Raw genomic sequence first — 19,091 nt, 5'->3', positions numbered from 1 at the left:
TGGGCGGTCCTGGTGCCGTGGTCCGGCAGTCCGACCCGGGCGGGGCGGCCGGGACGGGCGTCGCCAGCCCCTCGACGGTCCAGCGCAGGGCGTCGGCGCCGTGGCGTTCGCCCGCCCCGAGGAGCAGGGTCAGGTCGACGCGGTCGGCGCCGCCGACGGCCTCGTGGACCCGGCGCGCGAGGAGGTTGGTGAGGCCCGGCGCGACGCCGACGCTGAGCACCGCGGGGGCGCCCGCGCGCCCGGCGGTCTCGCCCAGGGCCGTGACCCCGTCCAGGAGCCGCGCGGTCGCGCCCACGTCGACCAGGCCCACCCCGCGCTCCAGGCAGAGCCGGGCGACCGTCGCGTCCCGGGGCTCCACGCAGAGCACGACCAGGGCCACGCCGCCCCGGTCGAGCAGCCGCCGGAACCCGTCCGGGTCGCCGACGTCCACCCGGACCCCGCCGGTCCGCCGCGCCCGCGCCTCGTCGCGCCCGGCGGGCAGCACCCGGCCGGGGAACCAGGCGTCCAGGGCCCGGACGACGACGGTGCCGACGGCGCCGTGGCCGCCCACCACCAGGATCCGCCCCGCCGGACCGGCTCCCGGGATTTTCGCTGTAGTCATACTCCAATGAGATACACTGTAGTGCCACTACAGTCAAAGTCGAGGAGCCGCGCCCGTGCCCCCCACCCGCGCCGAGAAGACCCTCCGCACCCGGCGGCGGATGCTCGATGCCGCCCACCGTCTCTTCGTCGAGCGCGGCTGGACCAGGACGACCGTCGAGGACATCGCGCGCGCCGCCGAAGTCGGCGTCCAGACCGTGTACTTCACGTTCGGCACCAAGCGCGCCGTGCTCAAGGAGGTGCTGGACAGCGCCGTCGCCGGGGACACCGACCCGGTCGCCACGCTCGACCGGCCCTGGGCGCGCGCGGTCCTCGCCGAGCCGTCCGCCGCCGCCCAGCTCGCCCTCCAGGCGGCGGGCGCCCGGCAGATCCTGGAGCGGGCCGCTGCTGTCCTCGAGGTGGTGCGGGCCGCCGCTGCCGCCGACCCGGAGCTGGCCGAGCTGTGGCGGACCAACGAGGAGCAGCGGCACACCGTCCAACTGCGGTTCGCCGAGGCGCTGGTGGAGAAGGCCGGGGGAGCCCTGCGGGACGGCGCCGACGCCGCGTCCGCCGCCGCCGTCGCGACGGCCCTGCTCGGCCCGGAGACCTACGGCTCCCTGGTGACGGCGCGGGGCTGGGAGCCGTCGCGCTGGGAGGGCTGGGCCGCGGACGCGCTCACCCGCCAGCTCCTGCGCTGAGCCCCGCGCCCCTCCGCGCCGGTGCCGTCCGGGCGTTCCTCGCGCGGGCCGGGGCCCGGCCCGTCCCGGCCGGAGCAGGTGAGGGCCTGGGGCGTGTCCGCACGGTCCCGTCGTCCGCCCGGAGGGGGCCGTGCGGGCTCGCCCTAGGGCACCTCGACGCGGATCACGTTGCGCAGCATGTTGCGCAGGTGGCTCGGCATGTCGATGGTGTCCGGGCTCAGCAGCCACTGGACCTGGAGCCCGTCGATGAGGGAGATCAGGTCGGCGGCGAGCCCGGTCGGGTCGACGTCCGGGCGCAGCAGGCCGCGTTCCGCGAGGTCGTCGATGGCCGCCTGCATCTGGCCGCGCGCGCGTTCGTAGCGGGCGACGAAGTAGGGGCGGGCCGGGTGGTCCGCCGCCGTCGCCTCGCTGGACAGGACCGCGAACAGGCTCACGATCACCGGGTTGGCCTGGTTGTGCGCGACCAGCCTGACCATGCTGGCGAAGTACTCCAGCCCGTCGCGGCCCGCCGCCCCCGCGCGGAAGAAGTGCGCGTCGTCCTGCCGCTCGCGCTGCTCCAGGACCGCCTCCAGCAGGGACTCCTTGGTCGGGAAGTGGTGCAGGAGCCCCGCCCGGGAGACCCCGCAGGCGGCGGCGAGCTGCACCATGCTCGCGTTGCGGTAGCCGACCTGCCCGAAGGCGGTGAACGCGGCCTCGATGATCTGGGCGCGCCGCCGTTCGCCCTTGGGGTAGTTGCGCGAAGCCGTGCCCTGTCGCGCCGTGGCGGACTTTGTCATGTGTTGAATGCTAACCACCTCTAGAAACCGACACCCCTGTCGGTATTCTGTCTCCTGGCGCACCACCACGCCCGCCGTACCGCGACATGTCCGTTCCGGGAGGAATCACGCATGCCCACACCCCAGTTGTCGGTCCAGCTCTACTCCACCCGCCATGCCCTCGAACAGGACGAGGACGGCACCCTCGCCCGGCTCGCCGCCCTGGGGCTGCGCAACGTCGAGGTGTACGGCTTCGTGCACCGCGCCCAGGAACTCGCCGACGCCCTCGCCCGGCACGGCCTCTCCGCCCGCACCGGGCACGCCACCCTGCTCTCGCCCGAGCACGGCGACGGCACCCCCGTCCCCAGCCTTGAGCAGACGTTCGAAGCGGCCCGCGTGCTCGGCCTCCGGACCGTCTACGACCCCTTCGTGCCCGCCGCCCGCTGGGCCGACGGCACGGAGATCGCCCGCACCGCCGCCCTCCTCAACGCGGCCGCCGAACGCGCCGCCGTCCACGGGCTGACCGTCGGCTACCACAACCACTCCCAGGAGTTCGCGCACACCGTCGACGGCGTCAACGCCTTCGACCACTTCGCCGACCGCCTCGACCCGGCCGTCGCCCTGGAGATCGACCTCTACTGGGCCTCCGCCTCGGGCAACGACCCCGTCGCCCTGCTGCGCCGCCTCGGCTCCCGGGTGCGGGCGCTGCACGTCAAGGACGGCGCCGTCATCGACGACCCCTTCACCTCGGGCGAGCCCTTCGACGCGGCCGACACCCGCCAGGTCGCGGCCGGCCGGGGCGAGATCCCGCTGGACGCCTCCCTCGACGCCGCCCCCGACGCCGAGTTCGCCGTCCTGGAGTTCGACCACTACGACGGAGACATCTTCGAGGGCATCGGGGCGGGCGTCGCCTACCTGAACGGAAAGGGCATCGTCTGATGACCGCGCGCAACCCGGTCGGCGTCGGCGTCATCGGCGCCGGCAACATCAGCGACCAGTACCTCACCCAGCTCACCCGCTTCCCCGACCTGCGGGTGGTCGTCGTCGGCGACCTCGACACCGCCCGCGCCGAGACCCAGGCGCGCGCCTACGGCGTCCCCGGGTGGGGGACCGCGCAGGACGTCCTCGCCCACCCCGACGTCGACCTCGTCGTCAACCTGACCGTCCCCGCCGTCCACGCCGAGGTCAGCACGGCGGCCGTCGCGGCGGGCAAGCACGTCTGGTCCGAGAAGCCCCTCGCCGTCGACCGGGAGAGCGCCCGCGCCCTCCTCGACCGGGCGGCGGAGGCCGGACTGCGGGTCGGCGTGGCACCCGACACCGTCCTCGGCCCCGGCCTGCAGACCGCCCGCCGGGCGATCGCCCGCGGCGACATCGGCACCCCGCTCTCCGCGCAGACCGTCATGCAGTACGCGGGACCCGACCTCTGGCACCCCAACCCCGAGTTCCTGTTCGCCGCGGGCGCGGGCCCCCTCTACGACATGGGGCCCTACTACGTCACCGCCCTGGTGAACCTCTTCGGCCCGGTCACCCGGGTCGCCGGGGTCGGCTCGACGGCGCGCACCGTGCGCACCGTCAGGAGCGGCGACCGGGCGGGCACCGAGTTCGCCGTCGCCGTCCCCACCCATGTCTCCGCGCTCGCCCAGTTCGAGGGCGGAGGCGTCAGCCAGAGCGTCTTCAGCTTCGACTCGCCGCTCACCCGCACCGGGTTCGTCGAGGTCACCGGCACCGAGGGCACGATGGTGCTGCCCGACCCCAACACCTTCGGCGGGGAGGTGCGCATCACCCGCGTCCCGCGGCGCGGGCAGGAGCCCGAGTGGGAGGTCGTCGCGTCCACCGGCGTCGAGGCCGGACGCGGGCTGGGCGTCCTCGACCTGGCGCGGGCCCTGCGCGCCGGTCGACCCCACATCGCCACCGGCGAGTTGGGATACCACGTGCTGGACACCCTGATGGCCGTCGACGCGGCGGTCGGCTCGGGCGAGACCGTCCCCGTCACCAGCACCGTCGGCGCGATACCGCTCGTCCCGGAGGACCGCGACCCCTTCGCGGCCACCCTCTGAGCACCCTGTGACGCGGCCACCGGGCGACCCGCCCGGCCCGGCCGCCCGGTGGCCGCGCCCGACCGCCCGACCCCGCCCGAAGGACCGACCTCTCCACCCACCCGACGGAGCCACCCAGTGAACCCACCCCTCCGCGCCGGATTCATCGGCGGCGGTTTCATGGCGGCCGTGCACACCCGCGCGAGCCGGGCCGCCCGCGCCCGGCTCGTGGCCCTCGCGGGCTCCACGCCCGAGCGCGGCAAGCAGGCCGCCCACGACCTCGGCGTCGAACGCTGCGAGCCGGACGCCCGCACCCTGGCGTCCGCCGACGACCTCGACGTCGTCCACGTGTGCAGCCCGAACCGGCTGCACGCCGAACACACCCTGGCCGCGCTGGCCGGGGGAGCGCACGTCATCTGCGAGAAGCCGCTCGCCACCACGGCCGCGGACGCCGAACGCCTGGTCCGCGCCGCCCGCGAGGCCGGAAAGGTCGGGGCGGTGCCCTTCGTGTACCGCTACCACCCCATGGCACGCCAGGCCCGCGCCCTAGTGGCCGAGGGCGGGCTCGGCACGATCCTCACCCTGGACGCCGCCTACCTCCAGGACTGGCTGCTCGACCCGGGCGACGACAACTGGCGCGCCGACAGCGCCGCCGGGGGCCCGTCCCGCGCCTTCGCCGACATCGGCTCCCACCTGTGCGACCTGATCGAGTTCGTCACCGGGCGGCGCGTGCACCGGCTCGCCGCCCGCACCAGGACCGTCCACGCCCACCGCGGCGGCCGCGAGGTCACCAACGAGGACATCGCGGCCCTCCTGGTCGAACTGGACGACGGCGCCCTCGGCACCCTCCTGGTCAGCCAGCTCGCGCCCGGCCGCAAGAACGCCCTCACGCTGGAGCTGCACGGCACCCGGCAGAGCCTCCGCTTCGAGCAGGAGCGCCCGGAGGAGCTGTGGATCGGCCGCCGCCACGGCTCCCGCACACTGCTGCGCGACCCCGACCGCGACGCCCCCGACTCCGCCCGCGTCTCCCCGCTCCCGGCCGGGCACGCGCTCGGCTACCAGGACGCGTTCTCCGCCTTCGTCGCCGACGTCTACAGCGCCGTCGGGGGCCGACACCCCGACGGAATGCCGACGTTCGACGACGGCCTGCGCGCCGCCCGCCTCACCGAAGCCGTGCTCGCCTCCGCCCGGGACCACGGCGCCTGGATCGACACCGCCCCCGCGAACGAGGACCGCACATGACCGCATCCACGCACCCCGTCACCCTCTTCACCGGCCAGTGGGCCGACCTGCCCTTCGAGGAGGTCGCCCGGCTCGCCGCCGGATGGGGCTACGACGGCCTGGAGATCGCCGCCTCCGGCGACCACCTCGACCTCCGCCGCGCCGACGAGGACGACGCCTACGCCGCCTCCCGCCTGGAGATCCTCGACCGGCACGGCCTCAAGGCGTACGCCCTCTCCAACCACCTCGCGGGCCAGGCCGTCTGCGACGCCCCCATCGACTTCCGCCACCAGGCGATCCTGCGCCCCTACGTGTGGGGCGACGGCGACGCGGAAGGCGTGCGCGGGCGCGCGGCCGAGGACATGAAGCGCTCCGCCCGGGTCGCCCGCAAGCTCGGCATCGACACGGTCGTCGGCTTCACCGGCTCGTCGATCTGGCCCTACGTCGCCATGTTCCCGCCGGTCCCCGCCTCCGTCATCGACGCGGGCTACGAGGACTTCGCCGCCCGCTGGAACCCGATCCTCGACGTGTTCGACGACGAGGGCGTCCGCTTCGCGCACGAGGTCCACCCCGGCGAGATCGCCTACGACTACTGGACCAGCGTCCGCGCCCTGGAGGCCGTCGGCCACCGCGAGGCGTTCGGCTTCAACTGGGACCCCAGCCACATGATGTGGCAGAACATCGACCCCGTCGGCTTCATCACCGACTTCAAGGACCGCATCTACCACGTCGACTGCAAGGACACCCGGCTGCGCCCGCGCAACGGCAGGGCCGGGGTCCTCGGCTCCCACCAGCCCTGGGGCGACCCCCGCCGCGGCTGGGACTTCGTCTCCACCGGCCACGGCGACGTCCCCTGGGAGGACTCCTTCCGCGCCCTGCAGTCCATCGGCTACGACGGCCCCGTCTCCATCGAGTGGGAGGACGCCGGGATGGACCGGCTGCACGGCGCCGCCGAGGCGGTCACCTTCGTCCGCTCCCTGCTGTGGCCGGTGCCGGCAGCCTCCTTCGACGCCGCGTTCAGCAACCAGTAGGACGACCGGGCCGGGGCCGCGGCATCGCGGCACCGGCCCGCTCAGCGCGTCTTCCGGCTGCCCGCGGCCGCGAACAGCGCGAACGCCAGCACCAGCAGCGTGACGTTCGCGTAGACCTCCTTGCCGTCCAGGAACCCGAGCCGGTGCACGACGCCCGTCTCCCAGCCGGTGACCTCGTGCAGCAGCCCGAGCGCGCCCTGCGCCAGCGCGACGAGCCCCGCAATCTCCAGCAATCGCTTCATGCCCCCACCCTCGCCCCGGCGCCAGGCCGCCCGCGTCGGCCGCCCGGAGCCCGCCGCCCGCCGGAAGTCGGCGGCCGCCGGTGCCCGCCGCGCCGAAAGTCCACGGCACCGGAACTTTCGTCGGAGATCCCGGCCGGCGCACGGCCCCGACCTTCGCACCCGCATACATTGGTCGACCGTGAGTGGTGACAAGGCGGCCCCGCTGCCGCAGACGTACCCCGAGCGCCGATGGCTGCTGCCGTCCGCGGTCCTGCACGAGCTGGACCCGGACGCGCTGCCCGAGGGCCGCCGCCCCCGGCGCACCGCCCGCGACTGGCTGGTGGACTTCAGCGCGTTCCTGATCGCCGTGCTGGTCGGCCTCGCGGGCGCGCAGAGCCTCACGCACGCCGACCTGCCGCCCGGGGTCGCCACCGTCGACCAGGTGGTCGGCGCGCTGGCCTGCGCCACGGTCTGGGCCCGCCGCCGCTGGCCCGTCGGCCTCGCCGTCGCCATGATCCCCACCGGCCTGGTCTCCACCACCGCGGGCGGCGCCGCGATGATCATCCTGTTCACGCTCGCCGTGCACCGCCCCTTCCGGTACGTCGCCTGGATCGGCGGCATCAGCCTCGTCCTCACCCCGCTCTACTTCTGGGTGCGCCCCGACCCCGACCTGTCCTGGACCGCCGTCGTCTCCTTCACCTGCCTGTTCACCGTCACGGTCATCGGCTGGGGCATGTTCGTGCGCTCCAAGCGCCAGCTCATGGTGAGCCTCCGCGACCGCGCCCGCCGCGCCGAGACCGAGGCGTTCCTGCGGGCGGAGCGGGCCCAGCGGCTGGCCCGCGAGTCCATCGCGCGCGAGATGCACGACGTCCTCGCCCACCGGCTCACCCTGCTCAGCGTGCACGCGGGCGCCCTGGAGTTCCGCCCGGACGCGCCCCGCGAGGAGATCGTCCGCGCCGCCGGGGTCATCCGGGAGAGCGCCCACGAGGCCCTCCAGGACCTGCGGGAGATCATCGGCGTGCTGCGCACCGGCGACGGCGACGAGGCGGGCCGCCCGCAGCCGACGCTGGCCGCGCTCGACGCCCTGGTCACCGAGTCCCGCGAGGCCGGGATGAAGGTCGCCCTCGACAACCGCGTCACCGAGCCGGCCGGGGTGCCCGCGTCGGTCGGCCGCACCGCCTACCGCATCGCCCAGGAGGCCCTCACCAACGCCCGCAAGCACGCCCCGGGCACCGAGGTCACCGTCACCGTCACGGGCGCGCCGGGCGAGGGCCTCACGGTGACCGTCCGCAACCCCGCCCCCGACGGCGACGTGCCCTCCGTCCCCGGCTCGGGACAGGGCCTCATCGGCCTCACCGAACGCGCCACGCTGGCCGGGGGCCGCCTGGAGCACGGCACCGAGCGGGACGGCGGCTTCGCGGTCCGCTCCTGGCTGCCCTGGGGGTGAGCACCGGCCGCGACGCCCCGCGCGCGTGCCCCGGTGCACCACCGGGCGCGGGCCCGCGCCACCACGCCCCGCCCGGCCGCCAGGACGCCGTTCCCACCACCCGGCCCGACCGTGATTACGTAAGGACCATGACAACGATCAGACTGCTCCTGGTGGACGACGATCCCCTGGTGCGGGCCGGCCTGGCCCTGATGATGGGCGGCGCGGACGACATCGAGATCGTCGGCGAGGCGGCCGACGGCTCCGAGGTGGAGGCACTCGTCGACCGCACCCGGCCGGACGTCGTCCTCATGGACATCCGGATGCCGTCGGTGGACGGACTCACCGCCACCGAGCGGCTGCGCTCCCGCGAGCAGGCGCCCCAGATCGTCGTCCTCACCACCTTCCACGCCGACGAGCAGGTGCTGCGCGCCCTGCGCGCGGGCGCCGCCGGGTTCGTCCTCAAGGACACCCCGCCCGCCGAGATCGTCGACGCGGTCCGCCGGGTCGCTTCCGGCGACCCCGTCCTGTCGCCCGCCGTCACCCGCAGGCTGGTCGAGCACGCCGTCGGCAACGCGGCCGACACCCGCCGCACGCGCGCGCGTGCGCTCATCGGCTCCCTCAACGACCGCGAACGCGAGGTCGCCGTCGCGGTCGGCCGGGGACTGTCCAACGCCGAGATCGGCGCCGCCCTGTTCATGAGCGTGGCCACGGTCAAGACCCACGTCTCCCGCGCCCTCGCCAAGCTGGACCTCAACAACCGGGTCCAGATCGCGCTCCTCGCGCACGACGCCGGACTGCTCGACGCAGCGGACGGGGACGGACACCGGGCGCCCTGACCCGCGGCCCGCCGGGCGGAGGGACCGGTGGCCCGCCGGGGCCGTCAGCCGATCGCCCACTCCACGCCGCCCGGCAGTTCCGAGAGGGCGACCGGGCGGCGCGCGTGACGGGAGACCTCGCACGCCTCGGCGATCCGCAGCGCCTGGAGGGCCTCACGCCCGTCACAGGGGTTCACGCGGCGGCCGAGCACCACTTCCACGAACGCGGACAGCTCGGCCTCGTAGGCGGGCCCGAAACGCTCCTGGAAGGACGACCACGGCTTGTCGGCGGCCGGGGGCCCGGTCGGTTCGGTGGAGGCGATCGGCGTCCGGTCGTCCAGCCCGACGACGATCTGGTCCAGCTCCCCGGCCAGCTCCATGCGGACGTCGTACCCGGCGCCGTTGAGCCGGGTCGCGGTGGCGGTGGCGATGGTGCCGTCGTCGAGCCGCAGCAGCGCGGCGCCCGTGTCGACGTCACCGGACTCGCGGAACATCGGGGGCCCGGCGTCGGACCCGACGGCGTACACGTCGACGACCTCGCGCCCGGTCACCCAGCGCAGCACGTCGAAGTCGTGGATCAGGGTGTCCCGGTATAACCCGCCCGACAGCGGCAGCCAGGAGGCGAGCGGCGGCTTCTCGTCACTGGTCAGCGCGCGCACGGTGTGCAGCCGCCCGAGGCGGCCCGACCGCACGGCCTCGCGGGCGCCGACGTACCCGGCGTCGAAACGGCGCTGGAAGCCCATCTGCAGGACCGTCCCCGCGGTCTCCACCTCGGCGATCGCCTGGAGGGTGCCCGGCAGGTCGAGCGCGATCGGCTTCTCGCAGAACACCGGGAGGCCCGAGCGGGCCGCCCGGCCGATCAGCTCGGCGTGCGCGGACGTCGTCGCGGTGATCACCACCGCGTCCACCCCCCACCGGAAGATCTCGTCCACCCCCGGCGCCGCCGTCTCGCCTATCCGGTGGGCGAGCTCCTGGGCCCGTGCCGGATCCCTGTCCGTCAGGATCAGCGATCCGACCTCCCGATGGCGACTGAGCGTGTTGGCGTGGATCCTGCCGATGCGGCCCGTCCCGATGACCCCGATGCGCATGGAAACAAAGTGCGGTGCGGGACCGTGAGCTGTCAACGCTGTCCACGGTCATGTCCGGACAATCGGACTACACAACTTCCCGTCAACTACGCACAGAGCTACGCTCGGCCCGTGCCGAAACCAGAAGTGGACCCGACCGTGTCGCTCGACCTCAGTGTGGACCGGAGCAGTCCGGTGCCGTTGTACTTCCAGTTGTCGCAGCAGCTCGAAGCGGCCATCGAGCACGGGGCGCTGACCCCCGGCAGTCTGCTCGGCAACGAGATCGAACTCGCCGCCCGGCTCGGCCTGTCCCGGCCCACCGTCCGGCAGGCCATCCAGTCGCTGGTCGACAAGGGCCTCCTGGTGCGCCGCCGCGGGGTCGGCACCCAGGTCGTGCACAGCCAGGTCAAACGCCCCCTCGAACTCAGCAGCCTCTACGACGACCTGGAGGCCGCGGGCCAGCGCCCCGCCACGAAGGTGCTGGTCAACACGACCGTACCGGCCACCGCGGAGATCGCCGCCGCCCTCGGGGTGGCCGAGGGCAGCGAGGTGCACCGGGTGGAGCGGCTGCGGCTCGCGCACGGCGAGCCGATGGCGTACCTCTGCAACCACATCCCGCCCGGCCTGCTCGACCTCGACACCGCGCAACTGGAGGCCACCGGCCTGTACCGGATGATGCGCGCCGTCGGGATCACCCTGCACAGCGCCCGCCAGTCCATCGGCGCGCGCGCCGCGACCGCCGCCGAGGCCGAGCGGCTCGCCGAGCCGGAGGGCGCCCCGCTGCTCACCATGCAGCGCGTCACCTTCGACGACACCGGCCGCGCGGTCGAGTTCGGCAGCCACACCTACCGGCCCTCCCGCTACTCCTTCGAGTTCCAGCTCCTCGTCCGCTCCTGACGCGCCGTCCGGGCCGGTGCCCGGTTTCTCACATTGTCCGGACAATGTGACCGAGATGTCCCACCCGGTCGTGGCCGGGTGCTCGGTGTGTTCGATAATGGGTGGTTTGGGATCGGTGGGGTCGCTTCCGGGTGACCCCACCGTCCTGTGCGCACCACCGAACACAGCAAGAAGGGCACGGCCTCGTGGCACGCTTTCGTACCTGGGCGGGAATCGCGCTGGCGGGGGCACTGACCGTGTCCGCCGCCGGCTGCAGCAGCACCGGCGGCAAACGCGCCGAGGACGCCCGCGCCGCCGCCGCGGCCCAGGGCAGGGCGGCGGTGAACACACCCCGCTGGACCTTCGCGATGATCACCCACTCCGGTGACGGCGACAGCTTCTGGGACATCGTGCAGAGCGGCGCCGAGCAGGCCGCCGTCAAGGACAACGTCGACTTCCTCTACTCGCACGACGACGAGGCCCAGCAGCAGGCCCAGCTCGTGGACGCGGCCGTCGACAAGAAGGTCGACGGGATCATCGTCACCCTCGCCAAGCCCGACGCGCTGAAGGCCGCCCTCGCGCGCGCCCGGAAGGCGGGCATCCCCGTCGTCACCGTGAACTCCGGCTCGGCCGAGTCCCAGAGGTTCGGCGCGCTCACCCACGTCGGCCAGGACGAGAGCGTCGCGGGCGAGGCCGTCGGCGACGAGCTGAACGAACGCGGCCGCAAGAAGGTCCTCTGCGTCCTGCACGAGCAGGGCAACGTCGGCCACGAGCAGCGCTGCGCCGGGGTCCGCAAGACCTTCGACGGCGACGTCCAGAGCCTCTACGTCAACGGCACCAACATGCCCGACGTCCAGTCGGCGATCGAGGCCAAGCTCCAGTCCGACGCGTCCGTGGACGCCGTCGTCACGCTCGGCGCCCCCTACGCCGACACCGCGGCCAAGGCCAAGCAGGACGCGGGCAGCTCCGCCGAGATCGACACCTTCGACCTCAACGCCAAGGTCGCCGCCGGTCTGAAGTCCGGCAGGCTCGGCTTCGCCGTCGACCAGCAGCCCTACCTCCAGGGGTACGAGGCGGTCGACCTGCTGTGGCTGTACCGCTACAACTCCGACGTCCTCGGCGGCGGGCGGCCGGTGCTGACCGGACCGCAGATCGTCACCAAGGACGACGCCGCCGCGCTGGAGGAGTACACGAAGCGGGGCACCCGATGAGCGCGCTCTCTGATGAAAGGATTCTGCACAGCTCGCCGCTGCGTCGGCTGCTCGGCAGGCCCGAACTCGGCTCGGTCGTCGGCGCGCTCGCCGTGTTCGTCTTCTTCGCCGTGCTCGCGGACGGCTTCCTGCGCCCCACCAGCCTCAGCACGGTCCTCTACGCCTCCTCGACGATCGGCATCATGGCGGTGCCGGTCGCGCTGCTGATGATCGGCGGCGAGTTCGACCTGTCGGCCGGCGTCCTGGTGACGTCCTCGGCGCTGGTCTCCTCCATGTTCAGCTACCAGGCGACCGCCAACACCTGGGTCGGTGTCGGCGTCTCCCTCCTGGTCAGCCTGGCCATCGGTGCCTTCAACGGTTTCGTGCTGACCCGCACCCGGCTGCCCAGCTTCATCGTCACGCTCGGCACGTTCCTGATGTTGACCGGATTGAATCTCGGGTTGACCAAGTTGATCGACAGCACGGTGTCGACGAAGTCGATCGCCGACATGCAGGGCTTCTCCTCCGCCCGCGTGGTCTTCGCCTCCACGCTCACCGTCGGCGGCGTCGACTTCAAGGTGACGATCCTGTGGTGGCTGGCCCTGGTCGCGGCGGCCTCCTGGATCCTGCTGCGCACCCGTGTCGGCAACTGGATCTTCGCCGTCGGCGGCAACAAGGACGCGGCCCGCGCGGTCGGCGTCCCGGTGGAGAGGACGAAGATCGGCCTCTACATGGGCGTCGGACTCGGCGCCTGGATCTCCGGTCAACACCTGCTGTTCAGTTATGACGTCGTCCAGTCGGGCGAGGGCGTCGGCAATGAGCTGATCTACATCATCGCGGCCGTCATCGGCGGCTGCCTGATCACCGGCGGGTACGGCAGCGCCGTCGGCTCGGCGGTCGGCGCGCTCCTGTTCGGCATGACCAGCAAGGGCATCGTCTTCGCCGAGTGGAACCCCGACTGGTTCAAGTTCTTCCTCGGAGCGATGCTGCTCCTCGCGACCCTGCTCAACGCCTGGGTCCGCAAGCGGGCGGAGGCCACCGCGTGACGACGACCGGGCGCCCCGCGCCGCTGATCGAGCTGACCGGTGTCAGCAAGCGCTACGGCAACGTCCGGGCGCTGGAGGGCGTCACCCTCGAAGTGGGTCCGGGCGAGATCACCTGCGTCCTGGGCGACAACGGCGCCGGCAAATCAACATTGATCAAGATCATTGCCGGACTGCACCGTCATGACGACGGCGTCCTGCGCGTCGACGGCGAGGAGACGCTGCTCTCCTCCCCGCGCCAGGCGCTCGACCTCGGCATCGCCACCGTCTACCAGGACCTGGCCGTCGTCCCGCTGATGCCGGTGTGGCGGAACTTCTTCCTCGGCTCCGAGCCCAGGAAGGGCGTGGGCCCCTTCAAGCGCATGGACATCGACCTCATGCGCGAGACGACCCGCGCCGAGCTGCTGCGCATGGGCATCGACCTCCGGGACGTCGACCAGCCCATCGGCACCCTGTCCGGCGGCGAGCGCCAGTGCGTGGCCATCGCGCGCGCGGTCCACTTCGGCGCGAAGGTCCTGGTCCTGGACGAACCGACGGCGGCGCTCGGGGTCAAGCAGTCAGGCGTCGTCCTGAAGTACGTCGCGGCGGCCCGCGACCGGGGCCTCGGTGTCGTCCTGATCACCCACAACCCGCACCACGCGTACCTGGTGGGGGACCGGTTCGTGCTGCTCAGGCGCGGCACGATGGTCGGCAACCACACCCGGGACGGGATCACCCTGGAGGAGCTGACCGCGCAGATGGCGGGCGGCAGCGACCTGGAGGCACTGCGGCACGAACTGGCGCGGGACTGAGGCGGGCGGCGGCGGGGGCGCGCGCGGCCACACCGCGTCCGCCCCGGCCCGTCACCGCTCGCACACCGTTCCGGTCCCGCTCCCGTACCGATCCCGTACCGGCCTTCGCTCCCCCGCTCGGCACCCGGGACGGGCGTGCGGCAGAATCGAGCCCGATGAGCACCTACCGCGACTTCACCGCCCCCATCGGCTCACGCCGGGCCCCGGTACTCCGCACCGTGGGCACCCGGGAACGCCGCTCCCACCTGACGGCCCCCGGGTCCCCACGGTCGGCATCGACATCGGCGGCACCAAGGTCATGGCGGGCGTCGTCGACGCCGACGGCAACATCCTGGAGAAGGTCCGCACCGAGACCCCGGACAAGTCCAAGAGCCCCAAGGTCGTCGAGGACACCATCGTCGAGCTGGTCCTCGACCTCTCCGACCGGCACGACGTCCACGCGGTCGGCATCGGCGCGGCGGGCTGGGTCGACGCCGACCGCAACCGCGTGCTGTTCGCCCCCCACCTGTCCTGGCGCAACGAGCCGCTGCGCGACCGGCTGGCCGGACGGCTCGCCGTGCCCGTCCTGGTCGACAACGACGCCAACTCCGCCGCCTGGGCCGAGTGGCGCTTCGGCGCGGGGCGCGGCGAGGACCACCTGGTCATGATCACGCTGGGCACCGGCATCGGCGGGGCCATCCTGGAGGACGGCCAGGTCAAGCGCGGCAAGTACGGCGTCGCGGGCGAGTTCGGCCACATGCAGGTCGTCCCCGGCGGACACCGCTGCCCGTGCGGCAACCGCGGCTGCTGGGAGCAGTACAGCTCGGGGAACGCGCTGGTCCGCGAGGCCAGGGAGCTGGCCGCCGCCGACTCCCCGGTCGCCTACGGGATCATCGAGCACGTCAAGGGCAACATCGGCGACATCAGCGGCCCGATGATCACCGAGCTGGCCCGCGAGGGCGACGCGATGTGCATCGAGCTGCTCCAGGACATCGGCCAGTGGCTCGGCGTCGGCATCGCCAACCTGGCCGCCGCCCTCGACCCGTCGTGCTTCGTGATCGGCGGCGGCGTCAGCGCCGCCGACGACCTGCTGATCGGCCCCGCGCGCGACGCCTTCAGGCGGCACCTCACCGGCCGCGGCTACCGCCCCGAGGCCCGCATCACCCGCGCGCAACTCGGCCCCGAGGCGGGCATGGTGGGCGCCGCCGACCTCGCCCGCCTGGTCGCCCGCAGGTTCCGGCGCGCCAACCGCCGCCGGGTCGAGCGCTACGAGCGGTACGAGCGGTACGTGGAGGCCCGCCGCTCGTCCCAGGACAGCGCGTGACCGCGTCGCTGCCCCGCCAGGCCGCCCCGCCGGACGAACCGCCCAGGCCGCCCGAGGACCGCAGGCACCGCAACCGGCGCCGGGCGCTCACCCTGCTGATCATCGTGCTGCTGATCGGCGTCCCGGCGGGCTATCTGGTGATCTCCGCCAACCAGAGCAGGCAGAGCGGCAAGGACAAGGAGGCGAAGTACTCGGCGACCGGCCTCACCGAGGGCTGGCCCTCGAAGGTGCAGCGCCGCCTCTACGAGGTGCCGATCCCGCACCCGTCCAACAAGGTCGCCTACTACGAGACCAACAACTGGAAGACCAGCCGCCTCTACGTGCAGTTCCAGACGACGCACGACGGGCTCGACGCGTTCTTCAAGGAGCTGGGCGTCGACCAGGCCGACCTCAAGAAGGGCGACCTGACGATCAGCACCCGGGACCAGAAGATCATCGGCTGGGAGTTCTCCGGGCCCGGCTCGCGCGGCGGCGAGTACTACGGCCTCGTCAACAAGCAGAAGAACCCCAAGCCGACCCAGGACGTGGTCGTGAACACCTACAACCCGACGTTCCCCATGGTGTACGTCGTCTCCCGCACGATCCCCTGACGGGCGGGAGCGGCCTTCCCCGGGCGGCTGCGGGACGGCGGCGGGCCGGGCGGGGACGGAATCCGCGCACGGCGAGGTTCCGGAGGGAACGAGGTTCCGGAGGGAACGGGGATCCAGACGGAACGCGCGCTCGGCGAGGTTCCGGAGGGAACGGGGATCCAGACGGAACGCGCGCTCGGCGAGGTTCTGGACAGAACGAGGATCCGGAGGGAACGCGGGCTCGGCGCAGCTCCGGGCGGATCCGCACGGTGGTGAGCCGGACGGAATCCGCGCACGGTGACGAGCCTGGCGCGGACCGCGTCCGCGTGGGCCCCGGAACGGATGCCGGGCCGGGGGCGACCGGCCGCCGAGGGGGCGCGGGGCCGTCGTCGGGGCCGATTGTCAGAGGCCGCCCGTAGAGTCGTAGACGTCTGATCCGACACGGCGGGCGGGAGGTGACAGTTCGTATGGGCGACACGGCCGAGGCGGTCGGCGCGGCGGGGGAGCGGGTGCCCACCCGGCTCGCGGCCGTCTTCCTGCCCGCACCCCTGCCGAGGGACGGCCTGATCGCCTTCTGGGACCCGGAGGACGGCCCGCTGCCCGCCGAGGACACCCAGCTCACCGTGGTCCGCCCGCACGGCGCGGGCGTCCGCCGCAGGACCGTCCCCGCGCTCACCCTGCCGGTCGCCGAGGCGCTGCCCCTGCTCGCCCGCGCCCGCCGGGACCCCGCCGCCCACCCGGCCACCGCCTGCTGGGGCGCGGCCACCCTGCACGCGCTGGGCCTCACCGCGCGCGGACGGCTGCTGCCCGGCCTGACCGCCTCGGGCCACGACGCCTGGCGGGCGGGACCGCTGGAACCCGGCGACATCGCCCACCTGCGCGAGGTCGCCGCCGCCCTGCCCGCCGAGGGCCACCCGGTCCCGCTGCCGGGTCCCGGCCCGCTCCGGCTGCCCGACCCCGAGGCCCTGGTCCGCGCCTTCCTCGACGCCGTCGCGGACACCCTCCCCCGCACCCCGGCCGCCCCGCACACCTGCGGCAGGCCCTTCGCCGACCGCCGCCCGCAGCGCCTGCCCGACGCCGAGGACTGGGCGGCGGAGGTCGCCGCCGGGATGGACGCGGGCGTCCGCGTCTCGCTCCGCCTGGACCTCTCCGCCCACGACCTCTTCGACACCGCCGGGGAGGCGCGCGGCGCGGGCGCGGCGATCGTCCAGGTACACAGCCTCGCCGACCCCACCCTGGTGACCGACGCGGCGACCCTCTGGGCGGGCGGCGCGGACGCCGTGTTCGGCCCCCGCGCGCGGGTGGACGCGGCGCTCGCCGTGCGCCGGGCGGCCCGCGTCTGGGCGCCCCTCGACCGGCTCGCCGAGCAGGACGTGCCCGACGTCCTCGCCCTCTCCGACACGGAGGTGGGGGAGCTGCTCGGGGTCGCCGCCACCCGGCTCGCGGCGGCCGGGGTGGCCGTGCACTGGCCGCGCGACCTCGCGCAGGACCTGACCGCCGCGGCGGTGGTCCGCCCCGCCCCCGGCTCCGCGACCGACGGCACCGGCTTCTTCGAGGGCGACGAACTGCTCCAGTTCCGCTGGCAGTTGGCGCTCGGCGGCGATCCGCTCAGCGACGCCGAGATGGACGCGCTCGCCGAGGCGCACCGACCGGTGGTACGGCTGCGGGACCAGTGGGTGCTCGTCGACCCGGCGCTGGTCCGCAAGGCGCGCAAGCGCGATCTCGGCCTGCTCGACCCGGTCGACGCGCTCTCCGTGGCGCTCACCGGCACCGCCGAGGTCGACGGCGAGACGGTCGAGGCGGTGCCCACCGGCGCGCTGGCCGCCCTGCGCGACCGCCTCACGGCCGGGGTGCGCCCGGCCGCGCCACCACCCGGCCTGGACGCCACCCTCCGGGACTACCAACTGCGCGGCCTGGCCTGGCTCGACCTCATGACCTCCCTCGGCCTCGGCGGCTGCCTCGCCGACGACATGGGCCTCGGCAAGACGATCACCCTGATCGCGCTGCACCTGAAGCGGGTCCGCCCCGAACCCACCCTGGTCGTCTGCCCGGCCTCCCTGATGGGCAACTGGCAGCGGGAGATCACCCGGTTCGCCCCCGGGGTCCCGGTCCGCCGCTTCCACGGCCCCGACCGCAGCCTGGACGGTGTGACCGGCGGCTTCGTCCTGACGACGTACGGCACCATGCGCGCCGCCGCGCCCACCCTCGCCGACCATGCCTGGGGGATGGTCGTCGCGGACGAGGCCCAGCACGTCAAGAACCCCTACTCGGCGACCGCGAAGGCGCTGCGCACGATCGGGTCCCCGGCGCGGGTCGCCCTCACCGGCACCCCGGTCGAGAACAACCTCTCGGAGCTGTGGGCCCTCCTCGACTGGACGACACCCGGCCTGCTCGGCCCCCTGAAGTCCTTCCGCGCCCGGCACGCGCGCGCGGTGGAGAACGGCGAGGACGACGAGGCCGTGGCCCGACTCGCCGCCCTGGTACGGCCGTTCCTGCTGCGCCGCAAGAAGTCGGACCCCGGCATCGTCCCCGAACTGCCGCCGAAGACCGAGACGGACCACCCGGTGCCGCTCACCCGGGAACAGGCCGCGCTCTACGAGGCGGTGGTCAGGGAGTCGCTGCTCGCCATCGAGACGTCCGACGGCATCGCCCGCCGTGGCCTGGTCCTCAAACTGCTCGGCGCCCTCAAGCAGATCTGCGACCACCCCGCGCTGTACCTCAAGGAGGACGCGCACGGGGAGCGCCTGCTCGGCCGCTCCGGGAAGCTCGCCCTCCTGGACGAACTCCTGGACACCGTGCTCGCCGAGGACGGCTCGGCGCTCGTCTTCACCCAGTACGTCGGCATGGCCCGCATGATCACGTCCCATCTCGCGGCACGGGCGGTCCCGGTGGACCTCCTCCACGGCGGCACACCGATCCCGGAGCGCGAGCGGATGGTGGACCGCTTCCAGGACGGCGCCACCCCGGTGCTGGTCCTCTCCCTCAAGGCGGCGGGCACCGGCCTCAACCTCACCCGCGCGGGCCACGTCGTCCACTTCGACCGCTGGTGGAACCCGGCGGTGGAGGAGCAGGCCACCGACCGCGCCTACCGCATCGGCCAGACCCAGCCCGTCCAGGTCCACCGCCTCATCACGGAGGGCACCGTCGAGGACCGCATCGCCGGGATGCTGGAGGCCAAGCGTGCCCTCGCCGACGCGATCCTCGGCTCCGGCGAGTCGGCCCTCACCGAACTGACCGACCGTGAGCTGACCGACCTGGTCTCCCTGCGGGGGCCGTCGTGACCGGCGCGGCGGACGAGGCACGCAGGGCCCTGCGCGAGGCCCGCGAACGGCACGCCCGGGAATCGGCACCGGACCAGGCACACCCGGCGGAGCCGGAGCCCGCGCGGCCCACGGCGACGACACCGGACGACGTCTCCGCCGACGAGCCCGCGCCGCCGCCCGCTCCCGGCGGACCGCCCGCCCGTG

Annotated in this window: 17 protein-coding genes and 2 pseudogenes; 15 read left to right on the top strand and 4 right to left on the bottom strand. The window is 73.9% G+C overall.

Translation table 11 applies throughout. The annotated features are described in order from the left end of the window. Nucleotides 1–601 (bottom strand): saccharopine dehydrogenase NADP-binding domain-containing protein (locus GA0115242_RS37060; RefSeq protein ID WP_202556471.1); only part of this gene is annotated, 601 nt, incomplete at its 3' end. Nucleotides 602–656: 55 nt separating this feature from the next. On the opposite strand from GA0115242_RS37060, the gene GA0115242_RS37055 reads away from it, so the two are divergent. Beyond that, on the top strand, nucleotides 657–1,277 hold the full coding sequence (locus tag GA0115242_RS37055; RefSeq protein WP_256089844.1) for a TetR/AcrR family transcriptional regulator: 621 nt from the start codon (nucleotides 657–659) through the stop codon (nucleotides 1,275–1,277). Between the two features lie 143 nt (nucleotides 1,278–1,420). On the opposite strand, the gene GA0115242_RS37050 is transcribed toward GA0115242_RS37055, so the two are convergent. Then, complete coding sequence (locus GA0115242_RS37050; RefSeq protein ID WP_093836049.1) at nucleotides 1,421–2,053, bottom strand: TetR/AcrR family transcriptional regulator; 633 nt, start codon at nucleotides 2,051–2,053, stop codon at nucleotides 1,421–1,423. A gap of 111 nt (nucleotides 2,054–2,164) precedes the next feature. Here GA0115242_RS37050 and GA0115242_RS37045 point away from each other — a divergent pair, with 111 nt between their 5' ends. From GA0115242_RS37045 to GA0115242_RS37030, 4 genes are all read left to right on the top strand, one after another. Continuing rightward, a complete protein-coding gene (locus GA0115242_RS37045; RefSeq protein ID WP_093836048.1) occupies nucleotides 2,165–2,971 on the top strand; it encodes a sugar phosphate isomerase/epimerase family protein in 807 nt (268 codons plus the stop codon). Beyond that, nucleotides 2,971–4,089: a Gfo/Idh/MocA family protein gene (locus GA0115242_RS37040; protein WP_093836047.1), complete on the top strand. Its 1,119-nt coding sequence runs from the start codon at nucleotides 2,971–2,973 to the stop codon at nucleotides 4,087–4,089. The genes GA0115242_RS37045 and GA0115242_RS37040 overlap by 1 nt, the downstream gene beginning before the upstream one ends. Nucleotides 4,090–4,206: 117 nt before the next feature. After that, nucleotides 4,207–5,310: a Gfo/Idh/MocA family protein gene (locus tag GA0115242_RS37035; protein ID WP_218088668.1), complete on the top strand. Its 1,104-nt coding sequence runs from the start codon at nucleotides 4,207–4,209 to the stop codon at nucleotides 5,308–5,310. Next, on the top strand, nucleotides 5,307–6,320 hold the full coding sequence (locus tag GA0115242_RS37030; protein ID WP_093836045.1) for a sugar phosphate isomerase/epimerase family protein: 1,014 nt from the start codon (nucleotides 5,307–5,309) through the stop codon (nucleotides 6,318–6,320). The genes GA0115242_RS37035 and GA0115242_RS37030 overlap by 4 nt, the downstream gene beginning before the upstream one ends. Nucleotides 6,321–6,361: 41 nt before the next feature. Here GA0115242_RS37030 and GA0115242_RS37025 read toward each other — a convergent pair whose 3' ends face one another. Next, the gene (locus tag GA0115242_RS37025) at nucleotides 6,362–6,562 is read right to left on the bottom strand and encodes a hypothetical protein (RefSeq protein WP_093836044.1); all 201 of its coding nucleotides are present in this window, start codon (nucleotides 6,560–6,562) and stop codon (nucleotides 6,362–6,364) included. A 178-nt stretch (nucleotides 6,563–6,740) separates the two neighbouring features. On the opposite strand from GA0115242_RS37025, the gene GA0115242_RS37020 reads away from it, so the two are divergent. Both GA0115242_RS37020 and GA0115242_RS37015 read left to right on the top strand, forming a co-directional pair. Continuing rightward, a complete protein-coding gene (locus GA0115242_RS37020) occupies nucleotides 6,741–7,988 on the top strand; it encodes a sensor histidine kinase (RefSeq protein WP_176729984.1) in 1,248 nt (415 codons plus the stop codon). A gap of 128 nt (nucleotides 7,989–8,116) precedes the next feature. Continuing rightward, on the top strand, nucleotides 8,117–8,806 hold the full coding sequence (locus tag GA0115242_RS37015) for a response regulator transcription factor (protein WP_093836042.1): 690 nt from the start codon (nucleotides 8,117–8,119) through the stop codon (nucleotides 8,804–8,806). Nucleotides 8,807–8,850: 44 nt separating this feature from the next. Here GA0115242_RS37015 and GA0115242_RS37010 read toward each other — a convergent pair whose 3' ends face one another. Continuing rightward, nucleotides 8,851–9,873, bottom strand: a complete 1,023-nt coding sequence (locus GA0115242_RS37010) for a Gfo/Idh/MocA family protein (protein ID WP_093836041.1) — start codon at nucleotides 9,871–9,873, stop codon at nucleotides 8,851–8,853. 138 nt (nucleotides 9,874–10,011) lie between these two features. Here GA0115242_RS37010 and GA0115242_RS37005 point away from each other — a divergent pair, with 138 nt between their 5' ends. From GA0115242_RS37005 to GA0115242_RS41310, 8 genes and pseudogenes are all read left to right on the top strand, one after another. Further along, nucleotides 10,012–10,749, top strand: coding sequence for a GntR family transcriptional regulator (locus tag GA0115242_RS37005; protein ID WP_093836050.1), 738 nt, complete (start codon nucleotides 10,012–10,014; stop codon nucleotides 10,747–10,749). Nucleotides 10,750–10,934: 185 nt separating this feature from the next. Beyond that, nucleotides 10,935–11,939, top strand: a complete 1,005-nt coding sequence (locus GA0115242_RS37000; protein WP_093836040.1) for a sugar ABC transporter substrate-binding protein — start codon at nucleotides 10,935–10,937, stop codon at nucleotides 11,937–11,939. Then, the gene (locus GA0115242_RS36995) at nucleotides 11,936–12,964 is read left to right on the top strand and encodes an ABC transporter permease (protein WP_093836039.1); all 1,029 of its coding nucleotides are present in this window, start codon (nucleotides 11,936–11,938) and stop codon (nucleotides 12,962–12,964) included. Before GA0115242_RS37000 ends, GA0115242_RS36995 begins: the two co-directional genes overlap by 4 nt. Then, a complete protein-coding gene (locus tag GA0115242_RS36990) occupies nucleotides 12,961–13,752 on the top strand; it encodes an ATP-binding cassette domain-containing protein (protein ID WP_093836038.1) in 792 nt (263 codons plus the stop codon). The genes GA0115242_RS36995 and GA0115242_RS36990 overlap by 4 nt, the downstream gene beginning before the upstream one ends. A 155-nt stretch (nucleotides 13,753–13,907) precedes the next feature. Further along, nucleotides 13,908–15,055: pseudogene (locus tag GA0115242_RS36985) on the top strand (ROK family glucokinase). Then, on the top strand, nucleotides 15,052–15,645 hold the full coding sequence (locus GA0115242_RS36980; protein WP_093836037.1) for a sugar kinase: 594 nt from the start codon (nucleotides 15,052–15,054) through the stop codon (nucleotides 15,643–15,645). The pseudogene GA0115242_RS36985 and the gene GA0115242_RS36980 overlap by 4 nt, the downstream one beginning before the upstream one ends. A 446-nt stretch (nucleotides 15,646–16,091) precedes the next feature. Then, nucleotides 16,092–18,905, top strand: a complete 2,814-nt coding sequence (locus GA0115242_RS36975; RefSeq protein ID WP_093836036.1) for a DEAD/DEAH box helicase — start codon at nucleotides 16,092–16,094, stop codon at nucleotides 18,903–18,905. Beyond that, nucleotides 18,902–19,091, top strand: a pseudogene (locus GA0115242_RS41310) (ABC transporter ATP-binding protein); the annotation flags it as partial. The gene GA0115242_RS36975 and the pseudogene GA0115242_RS41310, both read left to right, overlap by 4 nt.

Source organism: Streptomyces sp. SolWspMP-5a-2 (assembly GCF_900091845.1).
Classification (GTDB): domain Bacteria; phylum Actinomycetota; class Actinomycetes; order Streptomycetales; family Streptomycetaceae; genus Streptomyces; species Streptomyces doudnae.
Note: the sequence above shows the minus strand (reverse complement) of the source record. Positions and strands in the feature narration are given on the sequence as shown.